We start from the raw sequence: 19,847 nt of genomic DNA, 5'->3' as shown, positions 1-19,847 counted from the left end.
GGAGGTTAGAACGTGTTTTGTGAAAAATGTGACGCACAAATAGATGAGAATTCTGTTTTTTGCCCAAAGTGCGGCAAAAAACAAACGAAAGCTATTGATATAAGCGGTAATAATGAGGCCTTAGATAAGAAGCGATCTAAAAAAAACAAAACTATAATTGCTGTTATAATATTATTTTTGACTGCTGCAATAGTTGCCATTGTGTTCATTGTTAATGGTGGAAATAATAGCTATGGTGAGAATAACAATCCTCCAATAGGTTTGGCCGAAGCTTCAGCAAGTGATTTTGAGTATGAGTATGATGCGGATTTAGGCGGCGTTGTTATTACAAAATATCTTAGAATTGCTCCAAAAGTACGGATACCTAAAAAAATAGAGGGCAGGCCTGTTGTAGGAATTGACGGTGCATTTTCAGGAACAGATGTTACGGAAGTTTATATTCCAAACAGCGTAACAAAAATAGGGGGCAGCGCGTTCGCCCATTGCAAAGACCTTACAAATCTCACGATACCCGACAGCGTGACTGAAATAGGAGCCTTTGCATTCGAGGGCTGCACTGCGCTGACGAATATCGCAATGTCCGATAACAGCGTGACCGAAATATGGCAATACGCATTTAAGGATTGCATAAGTCTGACAAGTATAACCTTACCCGACGGCTTATTGCAAATAGGGAGCAATGTATTCAACGGCACAGGGTTGACAAGTATTACCTTGCCCGACAGTGTGACTATAATAGACAGCGGAGCCTTCCAAGGATTTACAAATTTGATAAGAATCACCATGCCCAAAAGCTTGAAAGAAATAAGAAGTTATGCATTTAAAGATTGTATCGGTCTGACAAGCATCACAATACCTAACGGTGTGACAGAAATAGGACCCGAGGCGTTCATGGGCTGCACAGGTCTAACAAGTATCATAATACCCGACAGCGTAACTGAAATAGGAAACAGTGCGTTCTCCTACTGCGAAAACCTGACAAGTATTACGCTACCGGAAAACATGAATAATATTATTGACTTTTGTACGTTCAAAGGTTGCATAAATCTGACAAACATCACAATACCTAATGGTGTGACTACAATAGGAAGCGGTGCATTCTCTGACTGCACAAGCCTAACAAATATTACCTTACCATACAGCTTGACCGCAATAGAAGATGAAGCGTTCAGGAATTGCACAGGTCTGACAAGTATTACCATGCCCGACGGCGTAACTACAATCGAAGAGTACGCATTTTACGAGTGTAGAGGTTTGACAAGCGTTATAATGCCCAACAATGTGACTGAAATAGAGCAAAAGGTGTTTTTTGGTTGCACAAATCTGACAAGTGTTACAATACCTAATGGAGTGAAAAGAATTGATTTTAGTGCGTTCGCTGAAACAAGTTTGGAAAGCATTGCATTGCCAGATAGTGCGGAAAGCTTTGATGTGGGTTATGGCGACGGATTGCCAGACGTTATTACCTATAAAGGTAAAATTTACACAGGCTATGAATTTTACGATATAGTTACAAGGGGGAGATCGTTTGATAATTCGGGTGGACAAGCCTCTTCTCAAAATCCGAATCATTTAAACGATCCCTTATCTGACTCGACTTGCCCTCGTTGCGGCAGGGAAATAACTTATGGGAACTCGTGTGACTGTACTTGGTGTGATATATGCAACGCATGGATGCTTGGACATGGGCATGGAGAAGGAGAAGAGCCTGTTGACGGGCAAGTTCTTTCCCAAAATTCAGATTATTCAATCGGCAATTATATTCGAGTAGTTCCGGAGCTTAACGGAATGATGCTTGAAGACGCAAAATAGAAACTTATAGGTTACGATCTTTTCTATGGTGGATGTACGGAAGAAGAAAGCTCTGCACCAAAAGGAACGGTATGCGGTAGTCTCCCAAATCTGGTACAGAAGTTACCAATGGAACAACGGTCACTTTAGTCATAAGTTCAGGTTCATAACCGGCAAGCGCGAGCCAAGTGCAAAACGGTACTGATTCAACGGAGAATTTTGTCCCGCTTGCGCCAGAAGTATTGTCCGTAACACAACGTATGAATGTAGCTGGCAATACTTTCTATATTGCTTGATATTATTGTCTCTGATTTATCCCTCGGAGAGGGAAATCTTTATGCTACCTACAACGAAAATAGTCGAGATAAAATTTCGACAAACAAACTGTCCTCAACCAAAAGGTTGAGGACAGTTTGTTTGTATCCTATTCAGTTGTTCTGGTAATCTCCCTTAAGGATACCACACTTTATGCTCCGGGGGACTTATTGTGTGCGGAAGGGGTTAGAAGTGGTTCTGGTCTTTTTCTAAAAGGCTGACAACAAAATGGGCAAATTCTGTGTAATTAAAGGAGTCGCTGTGGCAGCCGTCCTGTAGGGCAGAGTGGAAAAAGGCCCACACGGCCTCAGAGACGACGCCGACATATTTCATTTGCTGAAGGCTGTTCCACATTTCCATTTCAAAGAACCCGAAATACTCCGTCAGCATCAATTTTTCCTCATCAAAAGAGGTAACCTCCAAATAGGGGATTCGGGCTAAGTCAAAATAAGCATCGCCGTAACCGCAGAGCTCCCAGTCAATGATGACCATTTGCTCGCCGTTTAATAGCAGGTTGTTTTTCCAGACATCATTGTGGCAGAAAACGTGGCTGTATTTCCGGTCCCGGCTGCGCTGATAACGAATTTTTTCCACCTTATCCAGAATGCGGTGGTAAGAGTCCGGCACAGGCACCTTGAATTCCTTGATCTGACGCACATAGCCGTCAATGAGGTCAAACGCACTGAAGCTGCGGTCAACCGCCATTTTCTCATGGATGGTTTTAACAATGGCGACCACTTTCTTTAGATTATCCGGATCGTGAATATTCCTTTCGTCCAGTGGTTTGCCGGCGAAAAAGTCCGTCACCAAATAGCCGGCAGAATCCCCGCCGGTTTCATAGACATACGGTGAAATTCCCAGCTGCCCTGCTTTTTTACAGGCCTCTACTTCAAGAGAACGGTCCAGCCCCAAATAGTCCGCCTGAGTGCCGTGAACCCGCACATAGTAGTCCTTGGAAGTGTCCATTACGCGATAGGAACGATTGACCAGGCCGCCTTCAAGCGTTTTGTATGGCGCCTGCTTATTTTGGAATATGGCTTCCCGCTGAATAATCTCCTCAATATTTATCAATTTATTGTCCCCCATCTATCTTCAAAGATTTGTTTCATTATAGGAGGGAATGAAATGGATGTCAATGGAAATAGATTGGTAGAGCCAAAGAACTTTCTCCTTTGGCTCTAGTGGACTGCCGGCTTTTACCTTATTTCAATAGCTCGATGATGCTTATACGGTAATGGAATTTGGATTGCTTGGTTTCACTTGCGGAAATCTGTATTTTTGTATCAATCAAAGATCATATGCGTAATTTTACATTGCCATCTTACTGCTCAGGAAATTCTTTGTCAACTACGGAAACACTCCGCTCTTGCCGTTTTTAAGTTAGGGCTGGACAAACGAAGGCAGCTATGACTCCGGGACGCGGAAGCTTTCGCAACAGCGTGTTGCTTGTAATCGCGACCGTGTACGGTATAATAAAAGAAAAGGAGGGGTATATCATGGAAACAAAAGAGGTTTTGGTTTTACTGCGCAATGCCCACGGCCTGACACAGGATGAGCTGGCGGAAAAGCTGTTTGTAACGCGGCAGGCGGTCTCACGCTGGGAGACCGGTGAAACCATCCCCAACACAGAGACATTAAAGCTTCTTTCAAGGCTTTTTGACGTGTCGATCAATACCTTGCTGGGGTCACCGAGAAAGCTGGTTTGTCAGTGCTGCGGCATGCCGCTGGAGGATGAATCCATCAGCCGTGAACCGGATAGTTCTTTTAATGAAGAATATTGTAAGTGGTGCTATGCCGATGGAAAGTTTGTTTACCAGTCCCTGGAGCAGCTGACCGATTACCTGGCGGAGCATCTCTCCAATGAAGGCTGGCCCAAGGCACAGGCGCGTGCTTTTTTTGAAAAACAATTGCCGGAGCTGCATTATTGGAAGCAGAAAATATAGAACCGGCCCCGGAACAAAGCCCGTCCTGCCGCACAAGCTTGTGCGGCAGGACGGGCTTTGTTGTTCTTTGAAAATTCGTCAATGCAATGGGCGATATATGACCCAAAAGATAAGCGCTGCAATACGTGGCAGGCGAGAGCCTGCGTTCGCCTAGAAGCTAGAAGATTGCCTGCAGCAGATGGATTTTCTGTGCTTCAATTACGTCCTCATCCAGCGGGTACAGGTAAGTGCGCTGGAATGCGTCCATGTGGCCGATGGCCTTTCGCAAAAACTCCGTGGCAACGCGGACCTCCGCCTTGTACTCACCGGCGGCATCCGTAAGCCGGGCGGCATATTTTTCGTCCGTACCGGGGACAACAGCGGCCTTGTAGATGTCGATGATTTCATCGCCCGTGCGGGAGGGGAAGTACTCATGGGGAGATGTGCTGTCAAAGATGCAGAAGTCCAGCTCCCGTACCACCACCATGTCAAAGCTGTTGGGGTCGAGCGCACAGCGGTAGGCCTCGGTGTCATAGCCGCGTTTTCTGGCCTGCGCGGCAATTTTTTTCAAGAAGGTTGACTTTCCGGTACCCGGACGTCCCTTGAGAAAATAGCGCCTGGAAAGGGTTTGTGTCAGGTTTTGGATGTAATCAAAAGAGCCGTCAACGGTAGCGGCGCCAAAGAAGCGCTCCACATAGGCGGCCTCCTTATCGAGCTTCTTATCCTGAAACAAGAGCTCCGTGACCTCGTCTGTCAGGGCATCGGCTGCCAGGATATCCAGGTTGGCGATGTAGATTTTCTCCCAGCGGTCATGAATGATTTTTGCCCGCTCAAAGCCCTCCCAGGCGGCTCTCAGCGCTTCTTTCACGGCATTGAGTTCAGGGTGGTCAAGTGCTGCCGTCACGCTGAGCGTACCGGGATACCAGGGCTCCTGAAACACGATACCGGCGGAAAGCTCCGGCAGGACTACCCCTTTAAGCTTATTGGAAAGGCAGTTATGTATGTGTTCTACCTCAAGCCCCTTTTCAAGCGCATAGGAGGAAACAGCGGAAAGTATTTCATCGACAGCCGGCTGTGGATAGTCGTTCAGCCGAATCAATTGCTCCAGGCTGCCAAGGCTGGCTTCAGAGAGGTCCGCATACCCCTGCGAGCTGTTGGAATCCACAAAATAGTGGCGGATCATACGGTCGTTCATGCCCATCAAACCTTTCTTCATCAAAAATACCTGCTCTATCTCTTACGGTTATTTATATGCCGCGTTTATATGCCGCATGCCCGGTAAAAGCGGCAGTCACGCTAAATATTTCTATTAGCCGGCGCTTTCTTTCGCCGGCTGACATCTGGTATAATAAAGAAAAATCGGATGAAGGATGGCGCTTAAAAATGGATTTAAAGCTTGATTATCGTGAAATCCCTTGGCGGAGCGCGGCATACCAGGCAGAACTGGAGCTGCGGCAGGATATTCTGCGGCGTCCGCTGGGACTGGACCTGTACCAGGAGAACCTGGCGGCCGAGGAACAGGACACGCACATCGGCGCGTTCTGCGCAGGGACCCTGGTGGGGACGCTGCTGGTGAAGGCGCCGCATGACGGCCGGGTGCAGCTGCGGCAGGCCGCCGTACGGGCGGACTGCCGCGGGCGGGCATCGGCGCAGGGATGTTTCGGTTTGCCGAGACGCTTTGCAGAGCGCGCGGCCATCGACTGCTCTGGCTGAATGCTCGCCGTACGGCGGAGGGGTTTTATCTGCGCCTGGGCTACCGGCGTACAGGAGAAGAATTTTTAGAGCTGGGTATTCCGCATATCCGTATGGAGAAAAGGCTGCTGCCAGGCGCATGCCGGGTGGACGGTGCGCAATAAAATGGGCCGAATGGAGCAGCGGGCATCAATCCTCGGAGCCCAGCCTTAGAAACAATGGAATCGCGGCAGAGATGCAGATCCGCCCCTCTTCACCGGGTTCTATGCTGAGCGCATCGCAGGAGGTGAGCAGATCCATGATCACCAGCTTTACACTGTCGCTGCGCAGGGAGAGGCGTTCGCTCTGCCAGCAGATGGCACAGGTGAATTTTTTGACATCGATTTTCAGCGTTACCCGCCCGTAGAATATTTTTGCAAGCCATATAAAGCTTTTCCACGCAGCCCGGAGTGTTTTTTGGCCCTCGGGGTCGATTATATAAATGGTCCGGCGATCTTGCAGATGCTCCTGCTGAGCCACCTCGTCAAGAATTTGCTGGACGAGGTGGGCGATCGGTGAAGCGCTTTCCTCTTCCGCCGGGCTGGGGTAATAAACCTCATGGATGTAAAACTCGCTGGCCTGTTCCATTATGTGCTGCCCCCTTCTGTGGCCGGGCGCTGACAGCCGGCCGGAAAAATAAAGCCTGCGCGCAGGCGCTGGAGTCACGCTGGAACGGGCTCCCAATGGTTATTTTATGCCGGCGCTTTTTTGGGCGTGCATGGCTTTTTACTGTCTGCCGCCGTAGAAGTGCAGCCGTCCTTTCAGCTGAAAATTTTCCCATTTTATTCTCGTTGTAATTCCCCCGGCTTCATGGTACAATGTACAAAGATGAAAAATTTTGTTGCATTGAGGATGTGTAGGGGATGGCTTTATTGACAACGGTTCAGGTCTGCCGGAAATTGGGTATCCCGCGGTCGACGCTTTACTACATGCTGCGTTCCGGTGTGCTTGAGGCCCCGGAAAAAAGCGCCAACCGCTGCCGCTGGAGTGAGGAAGAGGTTGCCAACCTGAAAAAGCTGCTGAGGCAAAAAGCCTTGAAAAAGGCCGAAAAAATAAAAAAGGCCGGACAAAAGCGCGAAAAAGCGCCCTACAAGACGGTTTCCATCAACAATAGGCGTTTCCTCGGCAGCAAATATAAGCTGACCCCCTTTATCCGCAAAATTGTTCAGGAGCACTGCCGGGGCATATGTACCGTGGCAGATATTTTCGCGGGTACCGGCGCGGTGGCGCGGCCTTTATGGATAAGGATTTGATTGTCAATGACAATCTGTACAGCAATTATGTCTGCCACCTGGCATGGTTTGGCACGCAAAGGGTGTCCCGGCGCAAAATAATTGAGCAGGTGCAGGCCTATAACCGTCTGGAGGCCACGGAGGAAAATTATATGTCGCAGAATTTCGGCGGCGCCTATTTCAGCCGGGCTGTTTGCAGGAAAATTGGCTTTATCCGGGAGAATATTGAGCAGAGCTATGCCCAGGGCCTGTTCAATGAACGGGAACGCGCTGTTTTGCTCACCTCTCTTTTATATGCGATGGACAAAATTGCAAATACCTGTGGACATTATGATGCCTACAGAAAAAATGGAGATTTAACGGCGGAGCTGGAGCTGGCGGTGCCGGATGTGAGCAACGGGAACCATCCGGCAAACCGCTGCTGCCACCGGGATGCCAATGAATTGGTGCGCGAAATACAGGCCGACCTGGTCTACATTGACCCGCCGTATAACTCCCGCCAATACTGTGACAGCTACCATCTGCTGGAGAATGTGGCCCGCTGGGAGCAGCCGGAGGTCAGCGGAGTGGCGCGCAAGATGCCGCGCGGCGAGCTAAAAAGCGCTTATTGCACCCAAAAGGCCGCGCAGGCGTTTGAGGACCTGGTGCAGCACATCGATGCAAAGTACATCCTGCTGTCCTACAACAATATGGCGGAGAAGGGCGATGGGCGCTCCAATGCAAAAATCAGCGACGAAGACATCTACCGTATTTTATCGCAAAAGGGAAGGGTCTCTGTCTATTCCATGGATTATAAGGCCTTTTCCGCAGGGAAATCCAATATTACCGGCAACGAGGAACGACTGTTTTTATGCTCATGCCGTAAAAAAAAATCTGTAAAAAAAGAAAAATATTTGCAATCGCCGCTGAATTATACGGGCGGCAAGTACCAGCTGCTGCCGCAGCTGCTGCCGTATTTTCCCAAGAACGTACACACGCTGGTGGATCTTTTCTGCGGCGGCGGCAATGTGGGCGTAAATTTTCCCGCGGAGAAGGTGGTGCTCAACGACAGCAGCAAGCCGCTGCTGGAGCTGCTGGAGCTGTTTTGCAGCACCGGGGTGGAGGAACTGCTTCACCGTATAGACGCGGTTATCGGCCGCTATGGGCTCTCTAAAAGTGCAGAGCGGGGCTATGCTTATTACGGCTGCAGCGGCTCCTCAGGGCTGGCAGGCTATAACCGGGAGCCCTATTTGAAGCTGCGCGGCGATTTCAATGCGCTGCCTCCGCGGCACGCGGACTATGCGCTTTTGCTCTATGTCCTGGTGGTCTACTCCTTTAATAATCAGATTCGCTTTAACCGTGAGGGCGCGTTTAACCTGCCTGTGGGCAAACGTGATTTTAATCCCCGTATGCGGGCCAAGCTGGAGGCCTTTGTCAAGCGTCTGCAAAGCGGGCGCTTTGAGCTCAGCTGCAAGGATTTCCGGCAAGTGGATCTGTCCGCGCTGGGGCGGGACAGCCTGGTGTATTGCGACCCGCCCTACCTGATCACCTGCGCCACCTACAATGAGCAGGGCGGCTGGAATGAGGACTGCGAGCGGGACCTGCTGGCATTTTTAGACGGCCTGCACCGGCGGGGCATCCGTTTTGCCCTCTCCAATGTCTTGCGCAGCAAGGGCCGCGAGAACCGGATTTTGATGGGCTGGCTGGCGGCGCACGCGGAGGAATACCGGGCCATCCGGCTGAATTACCACTATGCCAACTGTAATTACCACACCAAGGATCGTTCGGAAAAAACGGAAGAAGTCCTCATTGTCAATTATAGCGAGGATGGAACATGAGCGGCAAACCCTTCCTTAAGGGGCTCCGCCGGCGCCCATGCGCCGCGCCCCCTGCTGCGGAAGGCAGGCGCAGCGGGAAATGAAGCCGCTCCCTGCCTGGCGCTAATTTTGTGCTGCCGGGTGGGTTTTACAGGGCGGTGGGAACTTTATTTCAGATTGACGGAGCGCAGGGATTATGGTATAAAGGGCTTGATAAAATCTTCCCGGACAGTGGGGCCGGGCTAAAGGGGGAGCTGCTGTGAAAAACATAGTCAACATCATTCATTTTGTCCGCGCGGTCGAACCGCGCGAGGGGCGGGAGATCGACCTGCCCGGCACCTTAAGGGAAGAGCTGGAGCTAGGCCGGAAATATGGGTTCCCGGCGACGGTTTTGCTGCAGTACGATGCCCTGATCCTGCCGGAATACATCGCGCTGCTGGAGGAGTACCGCGATCAGATAGAGGCCGGCCTGTGGCTGGAGGTGGTCCAGCCCATGGCGGAGGAAGCCGGCATACCGTGGAGGGGCCGCTGGGCCTGGGATTGGCACACAGATGTCGGGTTCCTGGTCGGCTACCTGCCTGAGGAGCGCAAAAGGCTGATTGACGTTGCCTTTCAGCGCTTTCGGGAGATTTTGGGGTATTTTCCGCAGGTTGCGGGCTCGTGGCACATCGACGCGCTTTCTCTGGCCTATATGAAGGAACGGTATGGTATTGCCGCCAGTTGCAACTGCAAGGACCAATACGGCACCGACGGCTATACCATGTGGGGCGGCTACTACAACGGCGCCTATTATCCGTCGAGGATGAACATGCTCTGTCCCGCGCAGACGCGGGAAAACCAGATTGACGTGCCGGTTTTTCGCATGCTGGGCGCCGACCCCATCCATCAGTACGACCTGGGCCTGGGCGAGCCGGGCGGCTATAACCCCAGCAATTGCCAGGGTGTGGCGTCGATGGAGCCGGTATATGCCGGTTCCGGCGGCAGCAAGGACTGGGTGCGGTGGTATTTGGATGAAAATTTCAACGGCAAGAGCCTGTCCTTGGCTTATACGCAGGTTGGGCAGGAAAATTCCTTCGGTTGGCAGGAGATTGAAAAAGGGCTGTGCATGCAGTATGAGTTATTGAAGGAATATGCCGCCGGGGGGAAAATTGAGCTGATGACGCTCGGGGAGAGCGGACGCTGGTTTTCCGGGCATTATGCCCAGACGCCGCCCGCCGCAATGTGCATCGACCGGGACCACGGGGCGGCGGGCAATAAAACCGTGTGGTATAATGATCGTTTTTACCGCCTGAACCTGCTCTACCAGGATGGCATGCTCTGGGTTCGGGATCTCTACCTGTTCGACGAGCATTTTGCGGAAAAATATTTGGATCAGCGTGAGCCGAAGAATCAGTGCGCCTTTTACAATCTGCCGGTAATGGACGGCTTCCGCTTCAGCCTCGGCTCCATTCGGGCCGGCCTCTACCCCTGCCAGAACGGGCAAAAGCTGGCCTTCTCGGAGGAGCCCTATTGGAGCCGCGCGGAGGGGAACGACACGGTGTGCGCGGGCTTGGGAGAGCGGCTGTGCTATTGCGCGCAGCCGGGGCAGGTCGGCATCCGCTGTACAGAGCAGGACTGGTACCTGGCCTTTGCGTTCGCGGAGACGGCGCAGACGCCGTACCGGGAGGTTCTGCCCAAGGAGCTGCGCCTGTCTTTTGCCGGGGGAACCGAGAACCCGTACGCCTACAGCCTGCGGCTGAAAAAGGGCCGCTTTGTCAGGGACGGACAGGGCCTGCGCTGTTTGCCGGAGGACGGCGAAATCATCCTGCTGGCCCGGTGACAGGAGCGGGGAATGTTCTCGCTGTGCCATATGTTCCGCAGCCTGTAAACAGCCGCGCCGGTTACAGCCGTCTGCACGCTGGATGGATTTACAATTCTGCTGATTTTGTGACTGCTTGGTATGCACCTCCCAAAGTGTCTAGCTTTCGGAGGTGCATACCATTTAATCGGGGGCTTCGGCCTGGAGAACGAACCAGGAGCAGGCGGTATTTTTGTAGGCTTGTATGGCGCTGTGAACATAATTTTTACCATTTGCGCTCAAAAACATACCGTTCGTGCAGAAATGCACGATTGTATGTCTGCCTATGCTAAAATGACGGCAGGAGGTGTGGAGATTTGAAAAAGGAAGCAAAACAAAAGCAACCGCCCAAAGAGCGGCCGCGCTATAATCTCTGGCAGAATACCGCTTACATGGCCGGGCTGGCTTGGCAGGAACAGAAGAGCGTTTTAGCGCTCTGCCTGCTGCAGGCGCTATTCTTTGTGGGCCTGAACCTGGTCAACCTGTTTATTGCCCCGTCCATCCTCGGCGCGGTTGAGGACCGGGTACCGCTGGAGGGGGTGCTCGGCACCATTGCGTTTTTTGTGCTGGCGCTGCTGGTTCTCAATATACTGAAAACCTGGGTGGCGACCAATACGCTTTTCGGGCGCATCGCCGTGCGGCTCAAAATCTTGGCAGAGATCAATAAGAAGTTTGCGCGGACCTCATATCCGAATACGGAAGACCCGGCCGTGCTGAAAAAAAGGGACAAGGCGGGCGAAGCGGTTGGAGGAAATTCCCAGGCAACAGAGGCCGTATGGGACACGCTGGCGGAGCTGCTGCAAAGCACGGCGGGCTTTGTCATTTATCTGCTGCTGCTCTCCGCGCTGGATCCTGTCCTCATTGTTATTACGGCTGTTACCACCCTGGCCGGCTATTTTGCCGGAAAGCGCATCAACGGCTGGGGCTGGCGCCACCGTGAGGAAGAGGCGCAATATATACACAAATTAAATTATGTGGGCGTAAAGGCGGACGACCGTGCGCTGGCCAAGGATGTACGTATTTTCGGCATGCGCGGCTGGCTGGAGGAGATCCACCAAAAATACGATAGGCTGTACCAGGACTTTATCGGTCGCCGTGAGCGGGTTTATCTGTGGGCGGATGTTGTGGACGTCCTGATGACGCTGCTGCGCAACGGCGCGGCCTACGCCTATTTGCTGGGCATTACGCTGACGCAGGGGTTGACGGCGGCGGAGTTTTTGCTCTATTTTACGGCGGTAGGCGGTTTTACCGCCTGGGTGACCGGTATTCTCTCAGGCTTTACTACTCTGTATAAGCAATCGCTGGACATTTCGACCGTCCGCGAATTTTTGGAGCTGCAGGAACCGTTCCGCTTTGAGGACGGCGAAGCCCTGGAGCCCGAAGCCGACAAGCCCTATGAAATCGAACTGAAAGACGTGCGCTTCCGCTACCCCGGTGCGGAGGCCGACACGCTCAAGGGCATCAACCTGAAAATCCGAGCCGGGGAAAAGCTGGCGGTTGTCGGGCTGAACGGAGCCGGGAAAACGACCCTGATTAAGCTGATCTGTGGGTTTTACGACCCAACGGAGGGCGAGGTCCTCATGAATGGGGAGAATATCAAACGGTGGAACCGGCGGGATTATTACCGCCATTTTTCCGCGGTCTTTCAAAGCTTTTCCATACTGGCAGGCACCTTGGCGGAAAATATTGCCCAAACGGATGAGGGTATAGACCCGCACAGGCTGGACGGCTGCGTGCGCAAAGCAGGCCTGGCCGAGAAGCTTCAGGCACTGCCGCGGGGGGCCGAAACCCACATCGGCAAGGAGGTGTATGAGGATGGAGTAGAGCTTTCCGGCGGTGAAAAGCAGCGCCTGATGCTGGCCAGGGCCCTCTATAAGGATGCGCCGGTCATTGTACTGGATGAACCGACCGCCGCGCTCGACCCCCTTGCGGAGAGCGAGCTCTATCAAAAATATAACGAGCTGACAGAGGGGCGCACCTCCGTCTATATCTCTCACCGGCTGGCCTCCACACAGTTCTGCGACCGGATTGTTTACCTGGAGGACGGAAAGATTATGGAAGAGGGAACCCATCGTGAATTGCTTGGAAGAAACGGGGCCTATGCCCGCCTGTTCGAGCTTCAAAGCCGCTATTACCGGAAGGGAGGAGTACCGGATGCCGAAACGGTCAGCCCATAAAAAACAAACAGACAAAGTCCCCCTAAAGGAAGCGGCTGCGCTGAACTGGCGTGCCTTTCAAATCTGGTGGGAGCTGTCTCCTAGATTTTTTATTTCCACAACACTGTTTGCCCTGGTCAGCGTGCTGGCGCCTTATGCGGAGCTTTACCTTTCCGCGCTGATCCTCAATGAGCTGAGCGGTGCGCGCGACCCACAGGCTCTGCTGCGCCTGGCGGCGGTTACGCTGGCGCTTGCGGCCGGCCTAGCATTACTGAAGGCCGGACTGAGCCGCTGGAAAAACGCTTGCAGCGATTGGGGGATTCAATGGTTTCAACGAAGAAGCGTTTACACCCAAAAGCTGCTGTCGATGGATTTCAGTAAAATGGATGATGCCCATACCCATGACCTCCTCTCACAAATCAGACAGAATGACCAGTGGAGCGGCTGGGGGCTGGCGAGGTTCCTCTGGAACTTCGAGGAGGGCCTCACGGCTGTGCTCAAGGTCGGCGGCGGCATTGCGCTGACCGTCAGCCTGTTTACGCTGCCGGTTCCGGCACATGCGGGGGAATTGACGGCGCTGAACCATCCCCTCTTTGTGGTGCTGGTTATCGGCCTGTTATTGGCAGTGACCTTTTTGGCGCCACTGCTTGCCAATAAGGCGGAGCGCTATTGGGTCGAGGCCGCCGGCCAGGCCAAGTTTGGCAACCGCTGCTTTAATTTTTTCGGGATGTTTCCCTTTGACCGCGAGCGGGCGCTGGATCTGCGCATCTACCGGCAGGAGCGCTTCTGCATAAAAAAGCTGATGACGGAAAGCGTCTTTTGCCCAGGGTCGCCGATTGCCCGCGTCGCCAAAGGGCCCATGAGCGCGTACCGGGCGCTGGGGGCCGCTGTTTCCGTGCTTTTTACCGGGCTTGTCTATGTGTTTGTCTGCCTCAAGGCTTGGGCGGGCGCCTTCGGCGTTGGGTCCATAGCGCAGTATGTAGGGGCCGTTACTGCCCTGTCCGGCGGCCTTTCCGACTTGGTTTCCGCCCTCGGCTCCATGCGCAATAACGCGGCTTTTCTGCGCACTACGTTTGAATTTCTCGATATTCCCAACGAGATGTACCGCGGATCTCTTCCAGTGGAAAAACGGGCATTCTGCGAGAAGGGCGACAATGAGTATGAAATTGAATTTCGCAATGTCGGCTTTCAATACCCGGGCAGCAGCCAATGGGCGCTGCGGCATGTTTCATTAAAATTCACCGCCGGCGAGCGCTTGGCGGTGGTTGGGCGGAACGGATCTGGCAAAACCACGTTTATCAAGCTGCTTTGCCGCCTGTATGATCCGACGGAGGGTGAAATCCTGCTCAATGGCATCGATATCCGAAAATACCAGTATGACGAATATCAATCGATCTTTTCCGTTGTATTCCAGGATTTTCAGCTGCTTTCTGTGCCGCTTGGCGAAAACGTGGCGGCCCGGGCGGCTTATGACCTGGCCCGGGCTGAGGCCTGCTTGGAAAAAGCCGGGTTTGACGGGCGGCTGGCTGAGCTGCCCGAGGGGCTGGACACCTGCCTTTACAAGGATTTTGACGAACAGGGCGTAGAAATTTCCGGGGGCGAGGCACAGAAAATAGCGCTGGCACGCGCACTCTATAAGGAGGCGCCCTACATCGTGCTGGATGAACCGACCGCCGCGCTCGACCCGGTGGCCGAATTTGAAGTGTACGCTAAATTCGATGAGATCGTCGAGGATAAAACCGCAATTTATATCAGCCATCGCCTTTCCTCCTGCCGCTTCTGCAGCCGGATTCTGGTTTTTGACCAGGGAGGAATTGTTCAGCAGGGCAGCCATGAACAGCTTGTTGCCGAAGCGGGCGGTAAATACCACGCACTTTGGCATGCACAGGCGCAGTATTATGCCAAGCCGGAGGCGGAGCCTGTCTAGCGGGCGCCTTCGCCGGGCTTTCCCCGATTCTGCCTGTCTGGCCCCCACGGATACATAATTGACGGTGTGTCAACATATAGTAACAAAAATGGGGGTGGTTTATTGAAGAAAATCAATTGGTTTGAGCTGTTGACCAGCATCGTCCTTGCGGAGCTGGTTGGTGCCCTGTCGGCTTTGCTGTCGGGCAATTCGGGGGGACTCTATCCGGAGCTCAATAACCCGCCGCTTTCTCCGCCGGGGTGGCTGTTCCCTGTTGTATGGGGAATTTTGTACGCACTGATGGGCATTGCGGCCTATCTTGTCTATGCCTCCGACGCGGATGGGGACAAAAAGCGGGAGGCGCTGAAGTATTATGCCGCCCAGCTGGCGGTGAACTTTTTGTGGAGCATCGTGTTTTTTCGCTTTCAGGCTTTTTGGGCTGCGGTTGCGGTCATTGTGGTGCTGGATCTGCTGATTGTGGCGACCATGCTGAAGATGCGCCGCGTTCGGAAGGCGGCGGTTTACCTGATGGTTCCGTACCTGATCTGGACCTTATTTGCCACTTATCTCGCCGCCGGTGTGGCGGTTTTAAATTAACAAGCAACAAGGAGCGCTCTATGGCGCTCCTTGTTGTTTGTTATACTTGCCTTTAACCCTTTACCAGAGGGAGCAGAAAAACAGGCAGACGAATGAGTGAGCAACCGGCGGAATCAAGCGGGGCCGTCCCATTGCCCGTAAAGAAGGGGGCGGGTGGATGATAACGCTGTCCCAAACGGGTAATATACCAGTTATGCCGGCCTTTACGGCAGGCTGCGAACGTGCTCGCCGCAGGCTCGCTCACAGCCGAAGTGAAACAGACGTTTGACAGCTTCGCTGTCATGGCTCGATGTCTTCGACCGCCACCACGTCTGGATCACTGTGTCTGTCTGAAAGATTTTGAACTTATCTACGCATAAACTGTGATTTGCTGATTTATTTCAGTAAGTCACTCCGCACTTTCTACTACGAATTTAACGCTTCCTTTTGTTTTTTCTCCTGTTACTGTTACTGTATATGTTCCGCTTTCTTCTACCTCAACATCATAGTCTACTGAAAAGAAAATGCCTTCACTTTCAGCGATAGGTTCATCATCATTTTTCTGAATTTTATATGATAACTGACCGTCCTCAATTACAATTTCCGTATGAATAATATCCCCAGCTTCAACAACTAAATCTTGAGAATCAGTAGTATTAAACGCTGTATATTCCATAATTAGTTGCTTGTCATTTCCTGTTCTGCTTCCATTGAAGTCTGGCGAACAGGCTGTTAGTGATGTAATAAGAACTATAACACTAAAAATAGTTATAATTTTTTTCATTGTTTTCTCCTTTCAAATTCTAATTTTTCTTTCAGTTAAACTAGGATTTATCGTTCTACCACTACTGTAATAAGAAGTAAATCTTCACTGCCAGTATTGATGATACTGTGTTCAGAGCCTTTCTTACAAATATGGCAGGTTCCTTTTTCCAATATTTCTTCTTTTCCATCACAAATTGCTTTCCCAGTTCCAGATAATACATAGTTAATATCATCACTTGTTTCGTGTTTATGCAAACCAATAGAATCACCTGCATGAATGGCACAAGGAATGATTTTTCCTTGTTCGTCCATATACATTTTTGCTGTCATCATACCTGTTCCACTATTCATACCTGGAATTGTGATTTCTTTTATATCGTTAAAATCTAATAACATATTTGTGCCTCCGAATTCTAATTTGTTTTCACACTTATTATATCATTCCTCTTCAAGAATTGTCATTTCTTTTCTGCTTAATTCTTTTATTCGCAAGCAGGTAAACACAGGTTATTCCTTAATATCCTTTTGTTTGGGAAAATCCGTTTTCCCATTTAGAGATGGCCTGCGGGGAGACGTTGAGCGCCTCCGCCGGTTCGTCCTGCATCATGCCCTGCGCCTTTCGGAGCTCTGCAATCTTTTTTTGCCGATCAATAGATCCATAACCTTCACTCCTTTGTTTTGGTATAGCACAGTTCGTGGGGACACTCAAGAGTAAAAGCGCACTGATGATCTTCGACAGACACGCAAACCTGAAGTATAAATATGGAAGCCGAAATTTTTGGAGCAGGGGATCCTTTGTAGATACGGTAGGAAAGAATGCGAAGATGATCCAGGAGTATATCCAAAACCAGTTGGAGGACGATTTGGCAAGTGAGGGTATTGCAGAATATCCAAATAACTTTGCGTTATTGAATAAACTGATGCATGCATTATTTATTGCAGGAGATGATGACGGCAATATTCCGGAATGGAAAGAAAACCTGGAAAAATATGATGCGGAAATCACTGCCTTGGGCGAAAGGATTATGAAATATTGCCCTGATCAGAACATTCGTCTTGAAGCAACAGCTAGACTTGCTTTTAATCACTGTGAAATGGGAAGAAAAGAAAAGGGCAGAAGGATCTATGAATCCCTGCCGTCGGCTGAATTCTGTAAAGAAAATCAAATGTGGTGGAGTTTGACTGACAACGAAAAGCTTCCTTATTTAAGAAAGAAAATAAAGCGTGACTATGAAGCGTTAAGAAGCTCCATATGGTTATTGGCAAATTCCAGCTGTATTTCAGATGAGCAGTCCATTGTTGTAATAAATAAAGTATGGGAACTTGAAAAAATTGTGTACGACAACGCCATCACACCGGATGGTTGGGGTGCCGCCAAGTTGCAACTGGATATAGCAAAACTATTTGCAAGACTCGATAACAACTTGGCGGCTCTTGAGCACCTAAAAATTGGAGCAACAGCAGCCAGACTGTTTGACAGACGACCGGAAGAACAAACTTTTTCCAGTATATTACTGGGAGATATTACAGCAAGAAAAATCGATTTTGAAACATCGGACACAAGGACACTTTGTGAAATCATGCGCGACAAATGGTTATTATCTCCGGAGTTTGATAAACTTCGCGATACGGGTGAATTCAAAGAAATCATAGAGATTCTATACTAAATCTAAGGAGAGTTCAACCCCACCAGCCGAATTGCGAAAAATATCTTTTTCATAGTCCTTTGGCATATCGGAACGAGTTACGCTCGTTCCGATTTTTTATTTCATAAAAAGTCAGTCACCGCTTCATTGCTTCTCCCTTTTCGCAAAAAGTCACGCTGCGCCTGCGCTGTTCGCTTGTAAACACGCTCACAACGCTTCGGCTTGCTACCAACCTCTTGCGGGTTGGTACTACGGTCCCTTACTGGCATCTTTTTTGTAGCGTAAACTCAAATTAAAAGCTACATCTTGAAACATTAAGATGTAGCTTTTTCTGTTGTTATGCGATTCTTTGCTGAAAATCAAAAAACGGGACATTCGAATTTTGACTTCTTTTGTTCTATTGAAACTTGGAATCTATGCCGGCTTTTCGAAGAGGTCCTCTTCTCGTAGTAATGGAATATTAAAAGCTTATAAATTTTTTTACCAGAAAGACTGCGTGCTGAAAAGTTAGTATGCAGCCTTTTGAAGAATATGCACCTTTATTTGAAATTAGCGCCTGGTGGATTATATATGTCAATTGAAGCCTATGGCATGCTAAAGCGGCCGGTTCAGGCGCAGTATAGTCAGGTTAATATCTCCTGCTCTAGCTTCGCTGGAGCCGGAATAGGTTAGCGTAAACACGGTCTGGGCAGGAGCGCGGATGATAATGAAAGCCGAACCGCTGGCACTTGTTCCGCCGGTTGATGTGGCAAAATAGATCCCTGCATCCAAATGAGCTGTACCGTTGTATGAAGGAGTAATTTGCATATAGCTTGCCGCTTGAAATAACACCGATGCCTTGTAGGATACAAGATAATAGCCGGGAGCCAGCATAATGTGCGTGGGGTCTGCTGCAACAATACTCCCTGTAGGATCGCTGATATCGGGGTATAGAGAAATAAGGGACCCGACAGGTAGTAGGGCCTGAAAGGTATTAAAGGAGGCGAAAATATCGTTGGGAGCCTCTCCGGTTGCGCCAGTGGGCCCAGCCGGGCCAGTAATGCCCTGAGGCCCCTGAGGCCCGATGGCTCCGGCCTCGCCTGCAGGTCCTGTAGCGCCAGTGGGTCCGGTTGGACCGGTTGGACCGGCCAATCCGATCCAACAAGTGTTTTGGCAACAATAGTACGGATAGTAGGGACAGCCTTTGTTATTACAAAAAAAGTTTTGCTTCATGGAGTAATTCCAGCTTTCCTACTGTTTTTATACTATTATATTTTAGGAGCCGGTAAAAGGTTCTAAAATTTCATTTAATGGAAAAATTGCTAACATTTAAATAGCTTCAATTATGACTTTGTGATAATATAATCGGCATAAGCTTATTAAGACAGGAGAGAGGGAGAGAAAGATGAATATAATGCTGGTAAATTACAGACATCCAAGCAGCCGGCCATATCGCAGTATTATGCACCTACCTCGAGAAAGGGCTTTTGAAATAGCCGATCAATTGTACAAATCAAGTCAATGCCGGGCACATAAACGCTTTGGGCCGGATTTTGAGTTTTATTATGCGTACCGCCTGCAAGTAGAGCAAGCATTATATAACGAGTTTATGGAGTTGGGCGGCAAACCGCAGCTGAAACATCCATTTTATTTTGTTCTGGAATATTGCGATGCTTTTTACGAGAATTTCGATCACGGCGTATGTGTGAAGCTGCCGTTAAATGAAATCGATCCCTTCGACATCAGCTTTACCTTTGGCGACAGTATGGCTCAGTTTGAAAGTGATGATAGGCAGCCGGTGTTTTTAGTAGATACGCTATATTCATACATTAAAAATTATAATCAGGATATACGCCTGTTTTTAAATAAAATCATACCTAAATATAAATGCATAGAGGCTCAGCTATGGACGAATAAATATTTTCCATGTGAGAGCCGTGATAGCAACGAAAGCCAGTAGGCAGGCCGTTCCGGTGTCAGGCCATGCTTCACAGGTGCCTGCTTGTGATTCTGTGCGCATCTCTATGCGCGCTTACCCCCATTTATGCCTTTGAAGACGGGCGCGCATAATCTCGGCCTGTAATTGATGCGCGGTGCTTTTACAGGGTACCTAAGGGTACAGATGGTTTTATAGCTGATATAAAAACCAGTTTTATTTTTGTGTATTATGATGAGAATGCAAAAAAATTATAGAA

At 50.3% G+C, this 19,847-nt stretch carries 18 protein-coding genes and 1 pseudogene; 12 read left to right on the top strand and 7 right to left on the bottom strand.

Going from position 1 to position 19,847, the window contains the following annotated elements:
• The first annotated feature begins 12 nt into the window (after positions 1-12).
• Positions 13-1,812: a leucine-rich repeat domain-containing protein gene (locus DPQ25_RS03715; protein ID WP_112331801.1), complete on the top strand. Its 1,800-nt coding sequence runs from the start codon at positions 13-15 to the stop codon at positions 1,810-1,812.
• A 480-nt stretch (positions 1,813-2,292) separates the two neighbouring features.
• Here the strand turns inward: DPQ25_RS03715 and DPQ25_RS03710 are convergent, their stop codons facing one another.
• Entirely contained in the window at positions 2,293-3,177 is an 885-nt protein-coding gene (locus DPQ25_RS03710; protein ID WP_177576820.1) for a phosphotransferase, read from the bottom strand.
• A gap of 425 nt (positions 3,178-3,602) precedes the next feature.
• Here DPQ25_RS03710 and DPQ25_RS03705 point away from each other — a divergent pair, with 425 nt between their 5' ends.
• A complete protein-coding gene (locus DPQ25_RS03705) occupies positions 3,603-4,049 on the top strand; it encodes a zinc ribbon domain-containing protein (protein WP_112331799.1) in 447 nt (148 codons plus the stop codon).
• A gap of 157 nt (positions 4,050-4,206) precedes the next feature.
• Here the strand turns inward: DPQ25_RS03705 and DPQ25_RS03700 are convergent, their stop codons facing one another.
• Positions 4,207-5,244, bottom strand: a complete 1,038-nt coding sequence (locus tag DPQ25_RS03700; protein WP_112331798.1) for a hypothetical protein — start codon at positions 5,242-5,244, stop codon at positions 4,207-4,209.
• A gap of 167 nt (positions 5,245-5,411) precedes the next feature.
• On the opposite strand from DPQ25_RS03700, the gene DPQ25_RS03695 reads away from it, so the two are divergent.
• Both DPQ25_RS03695 and DPQ25_RS03690 read left to right on the top strand, forming a co-directional pair.
• Positions 5,412-5,741: a GNAT family N-acetyltransferase gene (locus DPQ25_RS03695; protein WP_146740518.1), complete on the top strand. Its 330-nt coding sequence runs from the start codon at positions 5,412-5,414 to the stop codon at positions 5,739-5,741.
• Entirely contained in the window at positions 5,684-5,884 is a 201-nt protein-coding gene (locus tag DPQ25_RS03690) for a GNAT family N-acetyltransferase (protein WP_112331796.1), read from the top strand. Before DPQ25_RS03695 ends, DPQ25_RS03690 begins: the two co-directional genes overlap by 58 nt.
• A 25-nt stretch (positions 5,885-5,909) precedes the next feature.
• On the opposite strand, the gene DPQ25_RS03685 is transcribed toward DPQ25_RS03690, so the two are convergent.
• A complete protein-coding gene (locus DPQ25_RS03685) occupies positions 5,910-6,347 on the bottom strand; it encodes a hypothetical protein (protein ID WP_112331795.1) in 438 nt (145 codons plus the stop codon).
• A gap of 275 nt (positions 6,348-6,622) precedes the next feature.
• Here DPQ25_RS03685 and DPQ25_RS15205 point away from each other — a divergent pair, with 275 nt between their 5' ends.
• From DPQ25_RS15205 to DPQ25_RS03660, 6 genes are all read left to right on the top strand, one after another.
• A complete protein-coding gene (locus DPQ25_RS15205) occupies positions 6,623-7,012 on the top strand; it encodes a helix-turn-helix domain-containing protein (protein WP_262510502.1) in 390 nt (129 codons plus the stop codon).
• Positions 6,997-8,808, top strand: coding sequence for a Dam family site-specific DNA-(adenine-N6)-methyltransferase (locus DPQ25_RS15200; RefSeq protein WP_262510501.1), 1,812 nt, complete (start codon positions 6,997-6,999; stop codon positions 8,806-8,808). The genes DPQ25_RS15205 and DPQ25_RS15200 overlap by 16 nt, the downstream gene beginning before the upstream one ends.
• Positions 8,809-9,046: 238 nt before the next feature.
• On the top strand, positions 9,047-10,606 hold the full coding sequence (locus DPQ25_RS03675; protein WP_112331794.1) for a hypothetical protein: 1,560 nt from the start codon (positions 9,047-9,049) through the stop codon (positions 10,604-10,606).
• Between the two features lie 335 nt (positions 10,607-10,941).
• Positions 10,942-12,801, top strand: a complete 1,860-nt coding sequence (locus DPQ25_RS03670) for an ABC transporter ATP-binding protein (protein ID WP_242978209.1) — start codon at positions 10,942-10,944, stop codon at positions 12,799-12,801.
• Positions 12,779-14,707: an ABC transporter ATP-binding protein gene (locus DPQ25_RS03665; RefSeq protein ID WP_242978208.1), complete on the top strand. Its 1,929-nt coding sequence runs from the start codon at positions 12,779-12,781 to the stop codon at positions 14,705-14,707. Before DPQ25_RS03670 ends, DPQ25_RS03665 begins: the two co-directional genes overlap by 23 nt.
• A 102-nt stretch (positions 14,708-14,809) precedes the next feature.
• Positions 14,810-15,283 carry a TspO/MBR family protein gene (locus tag DPQ25_RS03660; RefSeq protein ID WP_112331792.1) on the top strand — a complete coding sequence of 158 codons (474 nt, stop codon included), beginning with the start codon at positions 14,810-14,812 and terminating at the stop codon, positions 15,281-15,283.
• A gap of 388 nt (positions 15,284-15,671) precedes the next feature.
• Here the strand turns inward: DPQ25_RS03660 and DPQ25_RS03655 are convergent, their stop codons facing one another.
• The 3 genes from DPQ25_RS03655 to DPQ25_RS15195 all read right to left on the bottom strand — a co-directional run bounded on the left by DPQ25_RS03655 (position 15,672) and on the right by DPQ25_RS15195 (position 16,736).
• Entirely contained in the window at positions 15,672-16,046 is a 375-nt protein-coding gene (locus DPQ25_RS03655) for a hypothetical protein (RefSeq protein ID WP_112331791.1), read from the bottom strand.
• 47 nt (positions 16,047-16,093) lie between these two features.
• The gene (locus DPQ25_RS03650; RefSeq protein WP_112331790.1) at positions 16,094-16,423 is read right to left on the bottom strand and encodes a cupin domain-containing protein; all 330 of its coding nucleotides are present in this window, start codon (positions 16,421-16,423) and stop codon (positions 16,094-16,096) included.
• A 118-nt stretch (positions 16,424-16,541) separates the two neighbouring features.
• Entirely contained in the window at positions 16,542-16,736 is a 195-nt protein-coding gene (locus DPQ25_RS15195) for a helix-turn-helix domain-containing protein (protein ID WP_262510500.1), read from the bottom strand.
• Between DPQ25_RS15195 and DPQ25_RS03640 the strand changes: the two are divergent.
• A pseudogene (locus tag DPQ25_RS03640) lies at positions 16,711-16,902 on the top strand (transposase); the annotation flags it as partial. The gene DPQ25_RS15195 and the pseudogene DPQ25_RS03640 sit on opposite strands and share 26 nt — an antisense overlap.
• 1,365 nt (positions 16,903-18,267) lie before the next feature.
• Here DPQ25_RS03640 and DPQ25_RS14895 read toward each other — a convergent pair.
• Complete coding sequence (locus tag DPQ25_RS14895; RefSeq protein ID WP_207657289.1) at positions 18,268-18,885, bottom strand: hypothetical protein; 618 nt, start codon at positions 18,883-18,885, stop codon at positions 18,268-18,270.
• Between the two features lie 172 nt (positions 18,886-19,057).
• Here DPQ25_RS14895 and DPQ25_RS03630 point away from each other — a divergent pair, with 172 nt between their 5' ends.
• Positions 19,058-19,612, top strand: coding sequence for a hypothetical protein (locus tag DPQ25_RS03630; RefSeq protein ID WP_112331789.1), 555 nt, complete (start codon positions 19,058-19,060; stop codon positions 19,610-19,612).
• Positions 19,613-19,847: the final 235 nt, after the last annotated feature.

The sequence above is a fragment of the Hydrogeniiclostridium mannosilyticum genome, assembly GCF_003268275.1.
Lineage (GTDB): Bacteria > Bacillota > Clostridia > Oscillospirales > Acutalibacteraceae > Hydrogeniiclostridium > Hydrogeniiclostridium mannosilyticum.
This window is presented reverse-complemented; position numbering and strand designations above follow the sequence as displayed.

Coding starts and splice junctions, on each gene's coding strand:
- DPQ25_RS14895 (WP_207657289.1), bottom strand. CDS start 18,885: ATGAAGCAAAACTTTTTTTGTAATAACAAAGGCTGTCCCTACTATCCG.
- DPQ25_RS03695 (WP_146740518.1), top strand. CDS start 5,412: ATGGATTTAAAGCTTGATTATCGTGAAATCCCTTGGCGGAGCGCGGCA.
- DPQ25_RS15200 (WP_262510501.1), top strand. CDS start 6,997: ATGGATAAGGATTTGATTGTCAATGACAATCTGTACAGCAATTATGTC.
- DPQ25_RS03705 (WP_112331799.1), top strand. CDS start 3,603: ATGGAAACAAAAGAGGTTTTGGTTTTACTGCGCAATGCCCACGGCCTG.
- DPQ25_RS03685 (WP_112331795.1), bottom strand. CDS start 6,347: ATGGAACAGGCCAGCGAGTTTTACATCCATGAGGTTTATTACCCCAGC.
- DPQ25_RS03630 (WP_112331789.1), top strand. CDS start 19,058: ATGAATATAATGCTGGTAAATTACAGACATCCAAGCAGCCGGCCATAT.
- DPQ25_RS03665 (WP_242978208.1), top strand. CDS start 12,779: ATGCCGAAACGGTCAGCCCATAAAAAACAAACAGACAAAGTCCCCCTA.
- DPQ25_RS03650 (WP_112331790.1), bottom strand. CDS start 16,423: ATGTTATTAGATTTTAACGATATAAAAGAAATCACAATTCCAGGTATG.
- DPQ25_RS15205 (WP_262510502.1), top strand. CDS start 6,623: ATGGCTTTATTGACAACGGTTCAGGTCTGCCGGAAATTGGGTATCCCG.
- DPQ25_RS03655 (WP_112331791.1), bottom strand. CDS start 16,046: ATGAAAAAAATTATAACTATTTTTAGTGTTATAGTTCTTATTACATCA.
- DPQ25_RS03690 (WP_112331796.1), top strand. CDS start 5,684: ATGTTTCGGTTTGCCGAGACGCTTTGCAGAGCGCGCGGCCATCGACTG.
- DPQ25_RS03700 (WP_112331798.1), bottom strand. CDS start 5,244: ATGAAGAAAGGTTTGATGGGCATGAACGACCGTATGATCCGCCACTAT.